We start from the raw sequence: 17,587 nt of genomic DNA, 5'->3' as shown, positions 1-17,587 counted from the left end.
CGATCGCTGCTAAGGTCACGATGTGTGAAGGTCACGACGATGCCGGTGGACCCGCGATGAGCCTGAGTCTCGACGAGGACCAGGAGGAACTGCGCGGCCTGGTGCGCAAGTTCCTCGACGACAAGGCCATGATGCACAGGCCGCCGCCTTCCGGCACCCGTCCGGAGGAGTACGACGAGGGCCTCTGGCGGCAGCTCTCCGGCCGGCTGGGCCTCACCGGTCTCGCTGTGCCCGAGCGGCACGGGGGCGCCGGCCTGGGGCCCGCCGAACTGGGCGTCGTACTGGAGGAGATGGGCCGTACCCTCTGCCCGAGCCCGTTCTTCGCCACCGTGGTGCTGGCCGGCCAGACCCTCGCACGGTGCGCGGACGCCGCGGCGCAGGAGCGCTGGCTGCCGGGCATCGCCTCGGGCGCCCTCACCGCCACCCTGGCGACGGCCGAGCCGGACGGCTCCTGGGAGCCGGACGTCCTCACGACCACGGCCGAACGGCGTGCCGGCGGCTGGTCGCTGACCGGCACCAAGAGCCACGTGGTCGACGGGCACACCGCCGACCTGCTGCTGGTGACCGCGCGGTGCCCCGACGGGGTCGGGGTCTTCGCCGTCCCGGGCACCGAGACCGGCGTGACCCGGACGGTGCTGGACGTCCTGGATCCGACCCGGCCGCTGGCCAGGATCGGCCTGGCCGCCACCCCTGCGACCAGGATCGGTGCCGGCGACGCGTCGGAGCCGCTCGCCGCGGTGCACGACCTCGTCCGCGCGGCGGTCGCGGCGGAGCAGGTCGGCGGCGCCGCGGCATGCCTGGACATGGCGGTCGCCCATGCCAGGACGCGTGAGCAGTTCGGGCGCCCGATCGGCTCCTTCCAGGCGATCAAGCACAAGTGCGCACAGCTCCTCGTCGAGGTGGAGTGCGCCCGGTCGGCGGCCAGGTTCGCCGGATCCGTGGTGGGCACGCCGGGGACCGAGGCCGCGATCGCGGCCGGCGTGGCGCGCGCCTACTGCTCGGAGGCCTTCACCCACGCGGCGAAGGAGAACATCCAGATCCACGGCGGGATCGGCTTCACCTGGGAACACCGGGCGCACCTCTACCTGCGCCGCGCGAAGTCGTCCGAGCTGCTGTTCGGTACGCCGCGCGAGGAACGCGCGCGGCTCGCCCGGCTCACCACGGCAGGAGGGACCCGCCCATGACGACCACCGCCCCACGCCCGCAGAACCGTGAGTCGCTCGACGCGTTCCGGACCCGGTTGCGGGAGTTCCTCGCCGGTCACGGACCCGGGCGCCGGCCACGGGATCCCGAGGAGCGTTTCGCCTGGACCCGGGCCTGGCAGGCCGCTCTCTTCGACCACGGACTCGCCGGGCCCGGCTGGCCCGAGGAGTACGGCGGCATGGACCTGCCGTTCGCCCACCAGGTGGTGTACCAGGAGGAGTTGGCACGCGCCCGGGTGCCCGGACCGGTCGGGACAGGCCTGGGGATCGCCGCGCCGACGATCATCAAGTTCGGCAGCGCCGAGCAGAAGCGGCGCTGGCTACCCGCCATGCTGCGCGGGGACACGGTCTGGGCCCAGGGCTACTCGGAGCCGGAGGCCGGTTCAGACCTGCCGAGTCTGCGCACCACCGCGCGCCGCGAGGGCGACACGTACGTGGTGAACGGGCAGAAGGTGTGGACCAGTCATGCCGCCAGGGCGGACGTCTTCTTCACGCTCGTGCGGACGGGTACCCGCGCGTCCCGGCAGCGCGGGATCACCTACCTCGTCGTCGACGCCCACGCGCTGGGCGTGGAAGTCCGGCCCCTGCGCGACCTGACCGGAGGGCACCTGTTCGCGGAGGTGTTCTTCGACGACGTCCGCGTGCCCGTCGCCGACCGGGTCGGCGAGGAGAACGGGGGCTGGCCGCTGGTCCGTACGAGCCTGGGCCACGAGCGTGCCGCCGGTGCCATGAACCAGGCGGCGACCTACCGCCGAGTCCTCACCGAACTTCAGCAACTCCTCGTGGACAGGGGCCTGTCGGACGACGCTGACGTGCGGGACCGGATGGCCGGCTTCGAGATCCGGGTGCGCATCATGCACTACAACGGGCAGCGCACGATCTCGGACATCCTCACCCACGGCGAACCGGGCCCGGTCTCCTCCGTGTCCCGGCTGCACATCAGCGCCTTCGAACAGGACATCCACGAGTTCGCCGTCGACGTACTGGGCCCGGCCGGGCTGCTCGGCCCCGGGTCCGAGGAGGCGGTGCAGCGTGGCAGATGGCTGTACGGCTTCCTGCGCGCGAGGGCCTCGACGATCGGTGCGGGCACGGCCGAGATCCAGCGGAACACCCTCGCGGAACAGGTTCTCGGGCTGCCCCGCGATCCCGGAATGCCGGTCTGAGCCCGGCACGGCGGGCTTTGCTCCCGTGCCGGGGATGCCGTCGCCCGCCAAGGACAGGAGAGACGATGAGGTTCGACGCCGACGCCGAACTCGACGCGTTCCGCGCCGAGGTGCGTGCGTTCATCCGCGCCCACGCGCCCGGCACGAGGACCCACGCGGGTGTCCGGGCCCCCGTCGCCGACCTGGTGCCCGAACTGCGGCGATGGATCGCCCTGTTGCACGAGGCCGGTTATCTGGGCAGATCGTGGCCGGCCGAGTTCGGCGGCCTCCCCGATCCGCGGCCCGAGCCCGCGTTCGTCGTCGCCGAGGAACTGGCCCGGGCGCGGTCCTGGGGGCAGATCGGTGCCGGTGCCCTGGCTTCGGGCGCGCTGCTGGCCCATGGCTCGCAGGAGCAGAAGCGCCACTTCCTGCCCCGGCTGCGGTCCGGCGCGGACCTGTGGTGCCAGCTGTTCAGTGAACCCGAGGCCGGCAGCGACCTGGCGGGGCTGCGCACCCGGGCGCGCCGGGAGGGCGACCACTTCGTCGTCGACGGCCAGAAGGTGTGGACGACCAACGCCCAGCACGCCGACGTCGGGTATCTGCTCGCGCGCACCGATCCCACGGCACGCAGGACCCGGGGCATCACCGCGTTCGCGATGGACATGCGCACGCCGGGGGTGGAGGTCCGGCCGCTCCGGGAGATCACCGGCACCGCCGACTTCAACGAGGTGTTCCTGGACGGCGTGCGCATCCCCGCCGACCGGGTGATCGGCGAGGTCGGCGACGGGTGGCGGGTCGCCGGCGCCAGCCTGGCCCAGGAGCGGGGCTCGGTCGCCGCGCGGAGCGCCGAACTGCTCAACGACCTCGACGGGCTCATCGATCTGGCCGCCGAGCCCGGCCCGGCCGGAGAGCCCGCGTTGAGTGACGGCGCCACACGCGGCCGGCTTGGACGGCTGGCCGCACGGGTGTACGTCGCCGACCTGATGAGCAAGGCGGTGCAGTCCCGGATGGCGGCCGGTACCGACGAGCCCGCCGACCCCGCGATGGTGAAGATCTTCTACAGCGAGACCAACCTCGACGCCGTCTCCCTCGGAGTCCAGTTGCAGGGACTCGACGGCCTCCTGACCGAGGGCGACGAGCGTGCCGTGGCCGGGGGTTACTGGCAGGACGCCCTTCTCTACTCGCGGGCCTACACCATCGCGGGCGGCGCCAACGAGGTACTGCGCGACACCGTCGCCGAACGAGCCCTGGGGCTGCCCAGGGAACCCCGTTCCTGATCCACCGGAAGAGTCACAGCGGCCGAGAGGCGGAAACCGTGCTGAGCGTTACCGAGTTCGACACCTTGGCCGAGCGGGTCAACAACTGGAAGCGCTGGGGCGCGGACGACCAGCTCGGCACACTCAACTTCGTCACCCCCGAGGTGGTCAAGAAGGCCACGGCCTCGGCGGTCACGGGCGAGACCTTCTCCCTGTCCATGTCGCTGTCGCTGGACGGCCCGCAGCAGTTCGGCACCAGCGTCCCGGGGCGCATCAACCCGGTCCGGACCATGCTCGCGATCAACACGCCGATGGCCGCTTCCCCGGACTCGGTCGCGTACAGCGACGACATCGTGATGACGCCCACCCAGGCGGCGACGCACTGGGACGCCCTGTCGCACTGCAGCCACCGCGGCGTCATGTACAACGGCATTCCGGCGGACGTGATCGACGCCTCCGGCGCGGCCAGGCTCGGCATCGAGGCGGCCGGCACCATCGTGTCGCGCGGCATCCTGCTGGACGTGGCCCGGTACCAGGGCGTCGACCGGCTGCCCGGCCGGTTCGCGGTGACGCGCGCGGTCCTGGAGGCCGTGGAAGAGGCCCAGGGAACGCCGGTGGAGGAGGGCGACATCGTCCTCGTACGGACCGGGCAGGTGTCGTACTTCCTCGCGGGCGACGTGCCGGGCTATCGGCGGCCTGTGCCCGCGCTCGACCACGACGCGCCGCTCTTCCTCCACGAACGTCGGGCGGCCGCCGTGGCGATCGACAACATGCCCATGGAACTGCTGCCCTCGAACGTCGAGGACGTCATGCTGCCCGTCCACATCCTCTGTCTGGTGATGATGGGCATGATCCAAGGGCAGAACTGGGTGCTGGAAGACCTCGCGGCCGCCTGCGCCCGCGACCGCCGCTACACGTTCCTGCTCAACGCGACCCCGGAGCGCTTCCTGCGGAGCACCGGCGGACTGGTGAACCCCGTGGCCGTCCGCTGACGGGCGACGCCCGGCTGCCGTCCGCCGACGGGAGGGCGATGCGGCGGCGACAGCCCAAGGGAGACCGCCGCCGCACCGGCCCGTCTGCGTCATCGGGTGACGGGCTCTCCTAACTCCCCGTCCACACGGGATCTCTGCGTTCCACGAAGGCCCGTGCCCCTTCCTTCGCGTCCTGCGATGCGAACACGGCGTCGGACAGCGGCGCCTGCCGCAGCCAGACCTCGTCGTGCGGCCAGCCGGACGCGGCGCCCGCCACCGCTTTCGCGCACCGGACGGCCAGGGGCGCGTTGCCGGCGACGCGTCCGGCGAGGTACAGGGCCGCCTCCAGCGCCTGCCCCTCGGCCACGACGCGGTTGACGAGTCCGAGCCGCTCGGCCCGGGCCGCGTCGATGGGGTCGCCGGTCAGCAGCAGTTCCATCGCGACCGAGCGCGGCAGGCGCTGCGGCAGCCGGATCATGCCGCCGCCGCGCGCGACCAGGCCGCGCCGGACCTCGGGCAGTCCGAAGCGGGCCCCCTCGGCGGCCACCACCATGTCGCAGGCCAGGGCCAGTTCGAAGCCGCCGCCGAGCGCCCAGCCCTCGACGGCGGCGATGATCGGCTTCTTCGGGGGTGCCTCGACGAGCCCGCCGAAGCCGCGGCCCGGCACGGCGGGCCGCTCCCCCTGGGCGAACCGTTTGAGGTCCATGCCCGCGCAGAAGGTCCCGCCGGCACCCGACAGCACGGCGACGGACAGGTCCGGTGAGCCGTCGAGGAGGTCGACGGCCTCGGCCACGACCTGCGCGGCCGTCAGGGTCATGGCGTTCTTCTGCGCGGGTCTGTTGAGGCTGATCACGAGGATCCGGTCCTGCCGGTCGACCAGGACCTCGGGCTCGCCGCTCATCGCGGGCCCATGCGCAGCGCGCCGTCGAGGCGGATGGTCTCGCCGTTGACGTAGCGGTTGCGCACCAGGGTCAGCGCCAGGTCGGCGTAGTCCTCGGGATTCCCGAGCCGCCTGGGGTGGGGGATGGTCTCGGCGATGCTCCGGCGGATGTCCTCGCGGAGCCGGGCGAGCATGGGGGTGTCGAAGGTGCCGGGCGCGATGGTGTTGACCCGGATCGCCCAGCCGGCGAGGTCGCGGGCCGCCACCAGCGTCATCGCGTGAACCCCGCCCTTGGAGGCGGCGTACGAGGTCTGGCCGATCTGCCCCTCGAAGGCCGCCGCGGAGGCGGTGAGCACGATCGCTCCCCGGTCGCCCTCCTCGACGGTGTTGCCCGCCATGGCGGCGGCGGCCAGCCGCAGGACGTTGTAGGTGCCGACGAGGTTGACCTCCAGGACCTGCCGGTAGCTGTCCAGCGCGGCGGGCGCTCCCGACTTGTCGAGGATGCGCAGCCGGTCGCCGCCGCGGCCGGCGCAGTGCACCACGGCCCGCAGGTTCCCGGTCTCCTGGGCCGCTTCGAGCGGAGCCCGCAAGCCGGCCTCGTCGGTGATGTCGGCCGGCACGAACCGTACTCCGTCGCCCAGCGCGGCAGCGGTGTCGGCGCCGGGCGAGCCGGGCAGGTCGGTGATGACCACTTTGGCGCCCGCCTCGGCGAATGCCGCCGCGGTCGCGGCCCCGAGGCCGGAGGCGCCGCCGGTGACGAGTGCGGTGATCGCGTCTAGTCGCATGGTTCTCCTGGAGTCGGGCCGGCCGCGGACCGGCGCACGGGCGGGAACACCCTCATGTCGACGCCTCTTGGCCGCACCTGGACAGCATCGGTACAATCAAGTAACTAATTTACCTCAAACGGCCGCCTCTCCGTAGAAGGGTGCCATGACGAAACAGGCCCGCTCGCTTCCCGTCGGGCGCAGCTTGCCCGCGCTCTCGAACTGGCTCCGCCGCGTGATGGACATCGAGCCGACCGCGACGGCACTGACGTTCGCGGAGTCGGACTTTCCGTGGTCGTACCTCGCCGGCACCGCCCGTGCGCTGGACACGCTGCTGCGTGACCATCCCACCGCCCGGCGGGTCGGCCTCGTCCTGCGCAACAGACCCGGTCAGCTGGCCGCGCTGCTCGCCACGATCGCCACCGGCCGACAGGTCGTCACCCTCAGCCCGCACGTGGGCGACACAGGGCTCGGCGACGACATCCGCGCGCTGCGCCCGGACGTCGTCATCGCCGACGAGGAGGACTGGGGCCGCGACTCCGTCCGCGCCGCCACCGAGCACACGCGCGCCCTCCCGCTGGTCGTCTCGGCGGGGTCGGGCCTGCGGCCCCACCCGGTGTCCTGGGTGCCCGAACCGGCCGGGCTCCCCGTGGACGACGTCGCCGTGGTGATGATGACCAGCGGCACGACCGGCACGCCCAAGCGTGTCTCCCTGAGCTATCCACAGCTCACCGCCGCCTTCGAGGCCGCCGGCACGGTGCTCGACGACAGCACGGGGCCGCGCCTGCGCCAGGGTTACGTCATCCTGTGGTCGTCCCTCGCCCACATCAGCGGGCTCTACTTCGCGATCACCCACGCCGTCGACGGGCGGTCCGTCGCGCTGCTGGAGCGCTTCCAGGTCGAGGAGTGGGCCCAGTTGGTGCGCCGGCACCGGCCGCGTCAGCTGCGGCTGCCGCCCACCGCCCTCCGCATGGTGCTGCACGCGGACCTGCCCGCCGACACCTTCAGCAGCGTTCGTGCGATCGGCTCGGGCACCGCGCCCCTGCCGCCGGAGCTGGCCGAGGAGTTCGAGCAGCGCTACGGGGTGCCGATCCTGCCCACCTACGGCGCGACCGAGTTCGCCGGTGCCATCGCCGGCTGGTCGTTCGCCGACCACCGCGAGTGGTCCGGGTCCAAGCGCGGGAGTGTGGGCCGTGCGCACCCCGGTATCGAGTTGCGGATCGTCGACCGCGCGACTCAGGAGGTACAGCCGCCCGGCGGTATCGGCCTCCTGGAGGTCCGCGGTCCTCAACTGCCCACCGCCGACGATGGCTGGCTGCGCACCAACGACCTCGCCTCGCTGGACGAGGACGGTTTCCTCTTCATCCACGGCCGCGCGGACGACGCGATCAACCGGGGCGGCTTCAAGATCCCGCCGAGTGTGATCGAGGACGCGCTCCACCAGCATCCGGCCGTCAGCGACGCGACCGCCGTCGGTCTCGCCGACGAGCGGCTGGGAGAAGTGCCGGTCGCGGCAGTGACGTTGTGCGGCCAGGTCAGCGAGCGGGAACTGCTCGACCATCTCCTGGCCCGGCTGACGCGCTATCAGATGCCCGTGGAGCTGAGGATCCTGGACCAGTTGCCACGGACCCCCTCGCTCAAGGTCGATCGCCCCCGCCTCCAGGAGATCTTCGGCGCCGCGCGGACGCCGGAGGGACAACCGCCCGTCTCACCTATGGAGGAGCGAAGTTGACCACGTTGACGGACCGGCCGGACTACGGCCTTCTCACCGATGAGGCCGTCGAGCGCTCGCGCCGCCGCATCGGTGTCCCGCAGCGCCGACTGCCGCCGCACAACCTCGAGGTGACGGCCGACGGGATCCGGCACTTCGCGCTCGGCTACGGCGACGACAACCCCCTGTGGTGCGACCCCGCACACGGTCCGGGGACCCGCTGGAAAGGCACGATCGCACCGCCGAACTTCCTTTACACCATGGGCGAGAACGCCGTGCAGCAGGACGACCGGGCCAAGGCGGTCCTCAAGGGCGACCCGTTCGCCGGGCTCGGGGCCTACCAGGCGGTCATGGAGTTCGAGTACTACCGCCCCCAGCGGCTCGGCGACCGCTGCTCCTGTCTGCGGACCCAGGTCGGTGTGCAGGTCAAACCGAGCTCCTTCGGGGGCCGGGCCGCCCACGTGACCAACGACTTCCTGTTCGCCGACAGCGCGGGACAGGTGGTCGCGGTGCAGCGCGGCACCTGGATCCACACCGAACGGCACAGCAGCAGAGAACGCGCGGACGAGAAGAAGCCCCTGGACTTTCCGCCGTACACCGAGGAGCAGCTGGCCGAGATCGACGCCGCGTACGACGCCGAGGCCCGCCGCGGGGCGCGCACCCGCTACTTCGAGGACGTCGACGTCGGCGACGAACTCCAGCCCCGGGTCAAGGGCCCGCTGACCGTGACCGACGTGGTCGTCTGGCACGTCGGCTGGGGCATGCAGCTGACCCCGCCGGGGGCCTTCGCGATCGCCCGGCGCGTGCGCCGCAAGGCGCCCGGTCTCTACCCGCCCAACGCCAGGAACATCCCGGACACCGTGCAGCGGCTGCACTGGGAGCCCGAACGCGCCCATGAACTGGGCATCCCCATGAGCTACGACTACGGCGGGATGCGCGAGACCTGGCTGACGCACGCGCTCACGGACTGGATGGGCGACGACGGCTGGCTCTTCAGACTCCGCTGCGAGCACCGGAAGTTCAACTACATCGGGGACACCACCTGGGTGCGCGGCACCGTGGTGGACAAGGTGGTGGTCGACGGCCGCAACGAGGTGCACATCGAGGTGTCGTGCCACAACCAGCGCGGCGAGGTCTCCACGCCCGGCCGGGCGGTCGTCCTGCTGCCGACCCGGCAGGCACCGGTGCGTCTGCCGGATCCTCCGGCAGACAACCTCGGCGATCTGCTCGACCTGGAGATCGCGCGGTTCGCGCAGTGACCGGGGCGATGCCCGGTCAGCGCAGCGTCCACCTCGGCTTGACGAAGTTCTCGCGCGAGACCTGCGGCTTGCCGAGGGGATTGCCGATGGTGGTGTAGTGCCAGCCGAGCGCCTGGGCCGCCTCGCGGTCCAGGCCGTGCGTCTCCCAGATCGCGCGCACGGTTCCCTGCACGGCCGCCGGAGGCTTGGCCGCGATGATGCGGGCCAGCTCGTCGGCCCGGCCCCACAGGTCCGCGTAGGGCACCAGCTCGGACACCAGTCCGATCTCCCGCGCGCGTGCGGCCGACATCCGCTCGTCCAGCCCGAGCAGCGCCCACCGCAGCGCCTCGCCCAGGGGAATGCGGCGGGCCAGCCCGATGGGCTCCAGCGCGGACGTCATGCCGTAGCTGACATGGGGGTCGAAGAAGGTGGCGTCGTCGGCGCCGATCACGATGTCGCAGTCGTTCAGCCAGTAGAAGGCGCCGCCGGCGACCATGCCGTGCACCGCGGCGACGACGGGCTTCCAGACCCTGTTCTGTTTGGGGCTGAGCCCCCGTCCGGGGTCCTCCTGGCTCCAGACGTTCTCGGCGAGGTGGATCCGGTCGTTCACGTCGGTGCCGGTGCAGAAGGCGCGCTCGCCCGCCGCCCGCAGCACCACCACGTGGACGGCGTCGTCGGCGCGCACCCGCCCCCAGAGGTCCCGGAACTCGTCCACCATGAGCTGGTTGAACGCGTTGAGCTTGTCCGGGCGGTTGAGCGTCACGGTCGCGACATGCCCCTCCACCTCGAACAGCACGGTCTCGTAGCCGTGCGCGGTACCGCCGGGCTGCTGATCCGACATCGTCGCTCCTCTCCCCCACCGGGTTCCGGGCCCACGGGCTTCTCCGGGGCCGATATCCTAGATAGCTTAATCATTGCACTCAATCACAAGCCAGTGATCCACAACCGGTGCCTCAGGAAGGAACGGCCGATGGTCGACTTCGAACTCTCCGAGGAACAGGCCGCACTGCGCGGGATATCGCGCGACCTCCTGGCCTCGGACTGCCCGCCGCGCACCGTCCGGTCGGTCGCCGAGGCGGGTCTGGACGTCGACGACAAGCTGTGGGAGCGGGGGGTGCGGATGGGCTGGACGGGCCTGGCCGCTCCCGAAGCCGCGGGGGGCGCCGGTCAGGGGCTGGTGGAACTCTGCCTGGTCGCCGAGGAACTCGGGCGCGCGGCGGCGCCGGGCCCCTTCCTGGAGACGGCGCTCGCCTCCCGCGCCGCGGCGTGCGGCCCGGCCCCGCTCGCGTCGGAGCTCGCCGAGGGGCGTCTGAAGGCCGCCTTCGTGCACCAGGGTTCCCTCGCCGTACGCCGGGCGGGGCAGGGCGTGGCGCTGTCGGGCCGGGCCGCGGCCGTCCACGCCGCCGGCTGCGCCGACTGGCTGCTGGTGGCACTCACCGGGGACGAGCCGTACGTGCTGCTGGTGCGGGCGTCGGCCGTCCGCACCGAGCGGCGCACCACCCTGGACCTGACCCGGTCCTGGTACGACGTCCTGTTCGACGACGTGGTCGTGGAGCGCACACGGATCCTGTCCCGGCACGCCGACGCGGCACGCCGCCTGGTGGACGCCATGGCGGTCCTGACCGCGGCGGACGCCCTGGGCGTCGGGGAGCGGCTGCTGGAGATGACGATCGGCCATGTCACCGTGCGCGAGCAGTTCGGCCGCCCGCTGGGCGCCTTCCAGACGGTGAAGCACAAGGCCGCCGACATGCTGATCGCCCTGCGCGGACTGCGGGCCGCCACCTACTACGCGGCGATGGCCCACGACGCGGAGCGCGCCGACGCGACGGCGGCGGCCTCCGTGGCCAAGGCCTTCGCGAGCGAGGGCCTCCCCGGGGTCGCCGGGGAGGCCCTTCAGTCGCACGGCGGCATCGGCTTCACCTGGGAGCACGACCTGCACCTGTACCTGCGGCGGGCGACGGTCGACGCGCTGGTCCACGGCACCGCCGCCCACCATCACGAGCGGGTGCTCTCGCACCTCGAACGCGCGCGGCTCACCGGGCCAGCCGCTTGAGCAGCTCCATGTCCGCGACCCGCCGATCGTGGGTGTCCGCGATCGGCGAGGCGTTCAGGCCCGTCACCCCGCTCTCGCGGTAGGCGGCCACCCGTTCCGCCACCAGGCCGGGGGGTCCCACCAGGGCGACCTGGTCGACCAGGCCGGCCGGGACCGCGGCGGCGGCCTCGGCCTTGCGGCCCGTCTGGTACAGGTCCTCGATCAGGGCCGCCGACTCCTCGAAGCCGTAGCGGGCGACGAGCGCGTTGTAGAAGTTCCCGCCCCGGGCGCCCATCCCGCCGACGTACAGGGCGATGTACTCCCGCACCCGCTCCCGGCCGGCCGCGAGTTCCGCCGCGTCCTCGCTGATCAGCACCTTGGTGTCGGGGACGATCCGGAGCGGCGGCAGCCATTGCGCGCGCCGGGCCTGCCCGGCCGCCAGGGACGGTCCGAACACCTCCTTGGCGGCCTCCGGGAGATAGAGGGTCGGCTGCCAGCCCTCGCACAGTTCGGCGGCCAGTTCCACGCTCCGGGCGCCCAGCGCGGCCAGGACGATCGGGATGCCGGGGCGTACCGGGTGGTTGATCAGCCGCAGAGGACGGCCGGCCCGCCCGGTGCCACCGCGCTCGGCGGTCAGCGGCAGCTGGAAGTGCCGGCCCTCGTGCCGCAGGGGTTCGCGCCGCCACACCGTCCGGCAGATCTCGATCACTTCTCTGATCCGGGTCAGCGGTGAGGTGTACGGCAGCCCGTGGAAGCCCTCCACCACCTGCGGCCCCGACGCGCCGAGGCCCAGCTCGAACCGTCCGTCCGACACGAAGTCGAGTCCGGCGGCGGTCATCGCGAGGAGTGCGGGGGTGCGGGAGTAGGCGTTGAGGATGCCGGACGCGATGCGCATCCGCTCGGTGCGGGCGGCGAGATAGCCGAGCTGGCTCACCGCGTCGAAGGTGTAGGCCTCGGGCAGCAGCACCGAGTCCACCCCGGCCGCCTCGAAGTCGCCCAGCCGCCGGGCGGCTTCGGCGAAGCCGCCCGAGTAGCTCATCAGCAGTCCCACGTCCACGGCGAACCCTTCTCTCTCGGCCGGAGCGGTCCGGTGCGGTCCGGCCGCGGATCACGGCGGCCGGGGCTGTCGCGGGTCATGGGCGGACGCCTTCGGTGGCTTCGCCCGCCGGCCGCAGCCGGTCACGCAGCTCGAACTTGCGGACCTTGCCCGACGGGGCCCGCGGCAGCTCAGGCACGACTTCGATACGCTCCGGGGCCTTTTGGGGTGCGACCCGGTGGCGGGCGAACAGTTCACGGACCTCCTCGACGTCCAGCGTGCCGCTGTCGAGGACCACGAACGCGGCCACCCGTTCCCCGTACCGAGGGTCGGGTTCGGCGACCACCGCGGCGTGCCGGACCCGGGGATGGGTGGCCAGGATGTCCTCGACCTCCTTGGAGGCGATGTTCTCCCCGCCCCGGATGATGATGTCCTTGATGCGATCGGTGATGGTCAGGTGCCCGTCCTCGTCGAGCCGTCCGACGTCGCCGGTGCGGAACCAACCGCCCGGCGCGAACGCCGAGGCGTCGTACGCCGGGTCGCGGTAGCCGACGAACTGGCTGGGCCCGCGGGTCAGCACCTCGCCCTCCGCCCCCACCGGCAGCGGACGCAGGTGCTCGTCGACGATCCGCACCTCGTCGCCGAACCGCACGAGGCCGTCGGTGAGCGACCGCCGGCGCGCGGAGGCGTCCAGCGGGGAGGTCGCGCACCGGGGGTGCTCGGTACTGCCGTAGGCCCGCGCGACGACGATGCCGGCGGCGTCGGCCCTGGCGACCAGCGCGGGCGGCACGTTGGCGGCGCCGATCTGCACGAACCGCAGGCTGGCGATGTCACGGCCGTCCTCCTCGGCGGCCCTGAGCAGCGCCGCCACGTGCAGCGGGGTGCCGCTGGTGATGGTGCAGCGGAACATCTCGATCAGTTCGACGGCGCGGTGTTCCTGCCAGCGGTCCATGTGCACCGTGTCGGTACCGCCGACGATCCCGCTGCACGCGGCCAGCAGCCCGGCGACATGCCCCGAGGGCCAGGGGATGAGGCGGGTGTCGTCCGGTCCGGCCTCGTTCATCAGGTCGCCCTTGCGCAGCTCGTGCAGCAGGGTGTTGTGCGTGTGCTGCACGCCCTTGGGGGCGCCGGTCGTCCCCGAGGTGTAGATCACCGCGCAGACGTCGTCGGCGTGGACACCCTCGGGCGGGGGCACCTCCTCCACCGCGTCGAGGAGTGCGGTCCAGGGGACCGCCTCCGGCGCCGTCCGCTCACCGATCATGACGACGTGTTCGAGGGTCGGCCCCGCGTCGAGACGGGCCACCCGCTCGGCGAAGTCGATCGAGCGCCAGGCGTCGGGGAGGACCAGCACCTTCGCTCCGGCGTCCCGGAGGATGACGCCGACCTCGGCCGAGTCGTAGATGTGGGTGATGGGCAGGACGACCGCGCCGGCCAGCCATGCCCCGAAGTACGAGACCACCAGTTCCAGGCGGTTGGGTACCTGGACGGCGACCACGTCACCGGGCCGCACCCCCAGCCGGCGCAGTCCGGCGGCCGCGCGTCGGCCGAGCGCCAGCACGTCGGCCAGCGTCACCGTGGTGGTCGCCGTCTGCGTGGCGAACACGAAGCGGGTCTCGGGGACGCGTCGGCCGGCGTCCTCCAGGGCCTCGGCCATGGTGCGCGAGGAGTAGTGGCCCTCCCGGTACCACCGGTCCCGCAACAGCGTGAGATCGCGCCGCCGTTGCTCGGGTGTCACGCTCACTGCCGCCCCTTCCGCCGTCGGTGTTCCGCCCATGTCAGTCGGCCAGTTCGAAGACGGTGGCGTTGGCCGTGCCGCCGCCCTCGCACATGGTCTGCAGCCCGAACCGGATGCCGTCGCGGCGCATGTGGTGCAGCAGCCGGGTGGCGAGGACGGCACCAGAGGCACCGAGCGGGTGTCCCACCGCGATGGCGCCGCCGAGGGGGTTCACCCGGTCGGGATCGGCCTTCAGCTCGGACTGCCAGACGAGCGGTACGGGCGCGAAGGCCTCGTTGACCTCGAAGGCGCCGATGTCGTCGATCGTGAGACCCGCCCGGCCGAGTACCTTGCGGGTGGCGGGGACGGGGGCGGTCAGCATCATCACCGGGTCGTCCCCGACGACGGCGCCCGCGCGGATGGTGGCCAGCGGCCGCAGGCCGTGCCGGCGGGCCAGCTCGTCGGTCGTGATGAGCAGCGCGGCGGCTCCGTCGGAGATCTGGGAGGCGTTGCCCGCGTGGATGACGCCGTCCTCCTGGAACGACGGCTTCAGCCTGGCCAGGGTCTCGGGCGAGGTGCCGCGGCGCAGCCCCTCGTCCTGTGTCAGGTCCGGTGCGGCGGGCACGGCGACCAGCTGGTCGTCGAAGACCCGCGCGTCGATGGCCGCGGCGGCCAGTTCGTGCGAGCGGGAGGCGTACTCGTCGAGCCGGTGCCGGCTCAGCCCCCACTTGCGGGCGATCATCTCCGCGCCGGTGCCCTGGTCCAGACGGTCGGTCCCGTAGCGGTCCAGTACCGTCTGGCCGTAGGGAAGTCCGCTCTGGCGGGCGGCCCCGAGCGGGACGCGCGACATGGTCTCGACGCCGCCTGCGATCACCCAGTCGTAGGCGCCCGCGATGACGGCGTGCACCGCCGACTCGATGGCCTGCTGGCTCGATCCGCAGGCCCGGTTGAAGGTGACCCCCGGAATGCTCTCGGGCCAGCCGGCCGCGAGGGTCGTGAACCGGGCGATGTTGCTGGACTGGTCCCCCAGTTGCGTGACGCAGCCCCACATCACGTCCTCGACGTACTCCGGCGGGATCCCGGTACGGTCGACCAGCGCGCGCAGGACCACCGCCGACAGATCCACGGGATGGACCTCGCTCAGTGATCCGTTGCGTTTCCCGATGGGGGTGCGAACCGCGTCCACGATCACTGCCTGACGTGCCGTCATCTCTCCTCGCTCCCACTTCACAGGTTCCGTCGCCCGGCGGCGGTCGCACGGGCGCTCGAGTCAGGTGCCGGTGCTCCCTGTCACGGCTCTCGGCGGGTCCCACCGGGCGAGCACCTCCGCGGCCGACCGCGCGGGCGCCGCTCCCGCCGTCCGCCCGGCCACGAACCGACCACCGCCCAGGGTCGGCCGCCAGCCCGGCAGACCGTCCGGCGCGGGCACCAGGGCTCCTCTGGCGCGCAGGTGCGGGTGACCGGCCGCCTCGTCCAGATTCAGGACGGGAGTCAGACAGGCGTCGGTGCCCTCGGCGGCGTCCGCCCATTCGTCCCGGGTGCGCCGGAGCACGGCCCGGGCGATGTCCCGGCGCAGTTCGGGCCAGCGGGCGGGATCCTCGCGCACGCCGGTCCAGGCGGGGTCGAGTCCGAGCAGTTCGGCCAGCGCGGCGAAGAACGGCGCCTCCAGAGCGCCGATTGCGACGTGACCGCCGTCGGCGCAGACGTAGACGTCGTAGTAAGGAGCCCCGGTGTCCAGCCGGTTGGTGCCGGCGACGTCGGACCAGGTGCCCCGGGACCGGTACTCGTGCAGCATGGCGGTGAGGTAGGTCGTTCCGTCCACAATGGCCACGTCGAGCACCCGGCCCGCACCGGTGCGCGCGCGCTCGTGCAGCGCGGTCAGGACCGACACCACGAGATACATGCCGCCCGCGCCGAAGTCCCCGAGCAGGTTGGCGGCCGGTGTGGGCGCCTCGCCGCGCCGGGCGGCGTGGTGCAACGCGCCGGTGATCGCTATGTAGTTGATGTCGTGTCCGGCGGTGGGCGCGAGCGGGCCGTGCTGTCCCCAGCCGGTCATGCGGGCGTAGACCAGCCGCGGGTTGCGGTCGTGGACATCGTCCGGGCCCAGCCCCAGCCGTTCCATGACGCCGGGGCGGAAGCCCTCGATCAGGACGTCGCAGTTCTCGGCGAGCCGCAGCGCCCGCTCCCGGCCGTCGGCCGACTTGACGTCGAGTTCGACGACGGGACGGTTCTCCGCCAGTGCGGGACGGGCGGCGCCCGGCCGGGACACGGCCAGTACGTCGGCCCCCAGATCGGACAGCAGCATGCCGGCGAACGGCCCGGGACCGAGGCCGAGGAACTCCACGACCCGCAGATCGCCGAGGGGTGGAACCGGTGACATCGGTCCTCCTATGATGACTCGACGCCATAGGGTATATCAGTTAACGATTTTAGATAATGACCCGGGAGCAGCCGATGCCGTACGCCTTCTACGACGACGATCACGCAGCCTTCCGCCGGACCGTGCGCAGCCTGGTGGAACGCTCGGTGCTTCCGCATCTGGAGGACTGGGAGGAGGCACGCCTCATCGACCGTTCGGTCTGGAAGGCCGCGGCATCGGCGGGCGTGCTGGGGCTGCGCATCCCCGAGAGGTTCGGCGGGGCGGGCTCCGCCGACTACCGCTTCCGTTGTGTGATCCAGGAGGAGCTGGCCGAGGTGGGGGCGGCCGCGCTGGCCTCCGGTTTCGCCATCAACGAGGACATCGTCGCCTCGTACCTGGTCCGGTTCGGGACCGAGGAGCAGCAGGCCAGGTGGCTGCCGGGGATGGCCGCGGGCGATGTGGTCACCTCGATCGCGATGACCGAGCCGGGCGGCGGGAGCGACCTGCGGGGCATCCGCACCGCGGCGCGGCGGGACGGTTCCGACTGGGTCATGAACGGCGCCAAGACATTCATCACCAGCGGGTCCAGCTCGGACCTGGTGGTCGTGGCCGCCCGCACCGGGGAGGCGGCCGGCCGCGCCCGGCTCTCCCTGTTCCTCGTGCCGTCGACGGCACGAGGATTCCAACGGGGTCCGAAACTCAAGAAGCTGGGGCTGCACGCCCAGGACACCGCGGAGCTCTACTTCGACGACCTGCGGCTGCCCGCGCAGGCCCTGCTCGGTGAGGAAGGGGCGGGCTTCGGTCAGCTCACCGCGCAACTGCCGCTGGAGCGGCTGTCCATCGCCTGGCGTGCGGTGGCGGCGGCGCAGGCGGCCGTGCGCTGGACGGTGGAGTACACCCGGGAACGCCAGGTGTTCGGGCAGCGGCTCGTCGACTTCCAGAACACCCGGTTCCGGCTCGCCGAGCTGACGACGGAGGTCGAGGTGACCCGCGGCTATCTGGAGCGCTGCATCCTCGATCTCGACGAGGGGACGCTCGACGCCGTCACCGGGGCCAAGGCCAAGTGGTGGGCCACCGAACTCCAGAACCGGGTGGTCGCCGCCTGCCTCCAACTGCACGGCGGCTACGGCTACATGGACGAGTACCGGATCTCGCGCGCGTACGCGGACGCGCGGGTGCAGACCATCGTCGGCGGCACCACCGAGATCATGAAGGAGATCATCGGCCGTGACCTCGCCGGGCCGCGGCCGGACCGGAAGGCATGAGTGAGAGGGGGCACCCG

Annotated in this window: 15 protein-coding genes; 8 read left to right on the top strand and 7 right to left on the bottom strand. The window is 72.4% G+C overall.

The features are described from left to right. The first annotated feature begins 56 nt into the window (after positions 1-56). From ACZ7M2_RS36350 to ACZ7M2_RS36335, 4 genes are all read left to right on the top strand, one after another. Positions 57-1,184, top strand: coding sequence for an acyl-CoA dehydrogenase family protein (locus tag ACZ7M2_RS36350; RefSeq protein WP_471598907.1), 1,128 nt, complete (start codon positions 57-59; stop codon positions 1,182-1,184). Next, positions 1,181-2,365 carry an acyl-CoA dehydrogenase family protein gene (locus ACZ7M2_RS36345; protein WP_471598906.1) on the top strand — a complete coding sequence of 395 codons (1,185 nt, stop codon included), beginning with the start codon at positions 1,181-1,183 and terminating at the stop codon, positions 2,363-2,365. Before ACZ7M2_RS36350 ends, ACZ7M2_RS36345 begins: the two co-directional genes overlap by 4 nt. A gap of 65 nt (positions 2,366-2,430) precedes the next feature. Next, the gene (locus ACZ7M2_RS36340; protein WP_471598905.1) at positions 2,431-3,621 is read left to right on the top strand and encodes an acyl-CoA dehydrogenase family protein; all 1,191 of its coding nucleotides are present in this window, start codon (positions 2,431-2,433) and stop codon (positions 3,619-3,621) included. Positions 3,622-3,659: 38 nt separating this feature from the next. Then, positions 3,660-4,592: a cyclase family protein gene (locus ACZ7M2_RS36335; RefSeq protein ID WP_471598904.1), complete on the top strand. Its 933-nt coding sequence runs from the start codon at positions 3,660-3,662 to the stop codon at positions 4,590-4,592. A 109-nt stretch (positions 4,593-4,701) separates the two neighbouring features. Here ACZ7M2_RS36335 and ACZ7M2_RS36330 read toward each other — a convergent pair whose 3' ends face one another. Beyond that, the gene (locus tag ACZ7M2_RS36330; protein ID WP_471598903.1) at positions 4,702-5,472 is read right to left on the bottom strand and encodes a crotonase/enoyl-CoA hydratase family protein; all 771 of its coding nucleotides are present in this window, start codon (positions 5,470-5,472) and stop codon (positions 4,702-4,704) included. Then, entirely contained in the window at positions 5,469-6,236 is a 768-nt protein-coding gene (locus ACZ7M2_RS36325; protein WP_471598902.1) for an SDR family oxidoreductase, read from the bottom strand. The genes ACZ7M2_RS36330 and ACZ7M2_RS36325 overlap by 4 nt, the downstream gene beginning before the upstream one ends. Positions 6,237-6,381: 145 nt before the next feature. Between ACZ7M2_RS36325 and ACZ7M2_RS36320 the strand changes: the two genes are divergently transcribed. Next, on the top strand, positions 6,382-7,947 hold the full coding sequence (locus tag ACZ7M2_RS36320; RefSeq protein ID WP_471598901.1) for a class I adenylate-forming enzyme family protein: 1,566 nt from the start codon (positions 6,382-6,384) through the stop codon (positions 7,945-7,947). Continuing rightward, a complete protein-coding gene (locus tag ACZ7M2_RS36315) occupies positions 7,944-9,185 on the top strand; it encodes an FAS1-like dehydratase domain-containing protein (protein ID WP_471598900.1) in 1,242 nt (413 codons plus the stop codon). Before ACZ7M2_RS36320 ends, ACZ7M2_RS36315 begins: the two co-directional genes overlap by 4 nt. A 16-nt stretch (positions 9,186-9,201) precedes the next feature. Here ACZ7M2_RS36315 and ACZ7M2_RS36310 read toward each other — a convergent pair whose 3' ends face one another. Then, on the bottom strand, positions 9,202-10,005 hold the full coding sequence (locus ACZ7M2_RS36310) for an enoyl-CoA hydratase/isomerase family protein (protein WP_471598899.1): 804 nt from the start codon (positions 10,003-10,005) through the stop codon (positions 9,202-9,204). Between the two features lie 129 nt (positions 10,006-10,134). On the opposite strand from ACZ7M2_RS36310, the gene ACZ7M2_RS36305 reads away from it, so the two are divergent. Further along, complete coding sequence (locus tag ACZ7M2_RS36305) at positions 10,135-11,217, top strand: acyl-CoA dehydrogenase family protein (protein WP_471598898.1); 1,083 nt, start codon at positions 10,135-10,137, stop codon at positions 11,215-11,217. Here the strand turns inward: ACZ7M2_RS36305 and ACZ7M2_RS36300 are convergent. The 4 genes from ACZ7M2_RS36300 to ACZ7M2_RS36285 all read right to left on the bottom strand — a co-directional run bounded on the left by ACZ7M2_RS36300 (position 11,198) and on the right by ACZ7M2_RS36285 (position 16,326). Continuing rightward, positions 11,198-12,253: an LLM class F420-dependent oxidoreductase gene (locus tag ACZ7M2_RS36300; RefSeq protein WP_471598897.1), complete on the bottom strand. Its 1,056-nt coding sequence runs from the start codon at positions 12,251-12,253 to the stop codon at positions 11,198-11,200. The genes ACZ7M2_RS36305 and ACZ7M2_RS36300 overlap by 20 nt on opposite strands. A 76-nt stretch (positions 12,254-12,329) precedes the next feature. Continuing rightward, entirely contained in the window at positions 12,330-13,973 is a 1,644-nt protein-coding gene (locus ACZ7M2_RS36295) for an AMP-binding protein (RefSeq protein ID WP_471598896.1), read from the bottom strand. Positions 13,974-14,007: 34 nt separating this feature from the next. Continuing rightward, positions 14,008-15,156 carry a thiolase family protein gene (locus tag ACZ7M2_RS36290; protein WP_471598895.1) on the bottom strand — a complete coding sequence of 383 codons (1,149 nt, stop codon included), beginning with the start codon at positions 15,154-15,156 and terminating at the stop codon, positions 14,008-14,010. 60 nt (positions 15,157-15,216) lie between these two features. Continuing rightward, positions 15,217-16,326: a CaiB/BaiF CoA transferase family protein gene (locus ACZ7M2_RS36285; RefSeq protein WP_471598894.1), complete on the bottom strand. Its 1,110-nt coding sequence runs from the start codon at positions 16,324-16,326 to the stop codon at positions 15,217-15,219. Between the two features lie 56 nt (positions 16,327-16,382). Here ACZ7M2_RS36285 and ACZ7M2_RS36280 point away from each other — a divergent pair, with 56 nt between their 5' ends. Beyond that, positions 16,383-17,570 carry an acyl-CoA dehydrogenase family protein gene (locus ACZ7M2_RS36280; RefSeq protein WP_471598893.1) on the top strand — a complete coding sequence of 396 codons (1,188 nt, stop codon included), beginning with the start codon at positions 16,383-16,385 and terminating at the stop codon, positions 17,568-17,570. Positions 17,571-17,587 lie beyond the last annotated feature (17 nt).

It is taken from the genome of Streptomyces sp. NPDC111507, assembly GCF_055638955.1.
The sequence above is the reverse complement of the archived record's forward strand: the minus strand, read 5'-3'. Positions and strand labels throughout refer to the sequence as shown.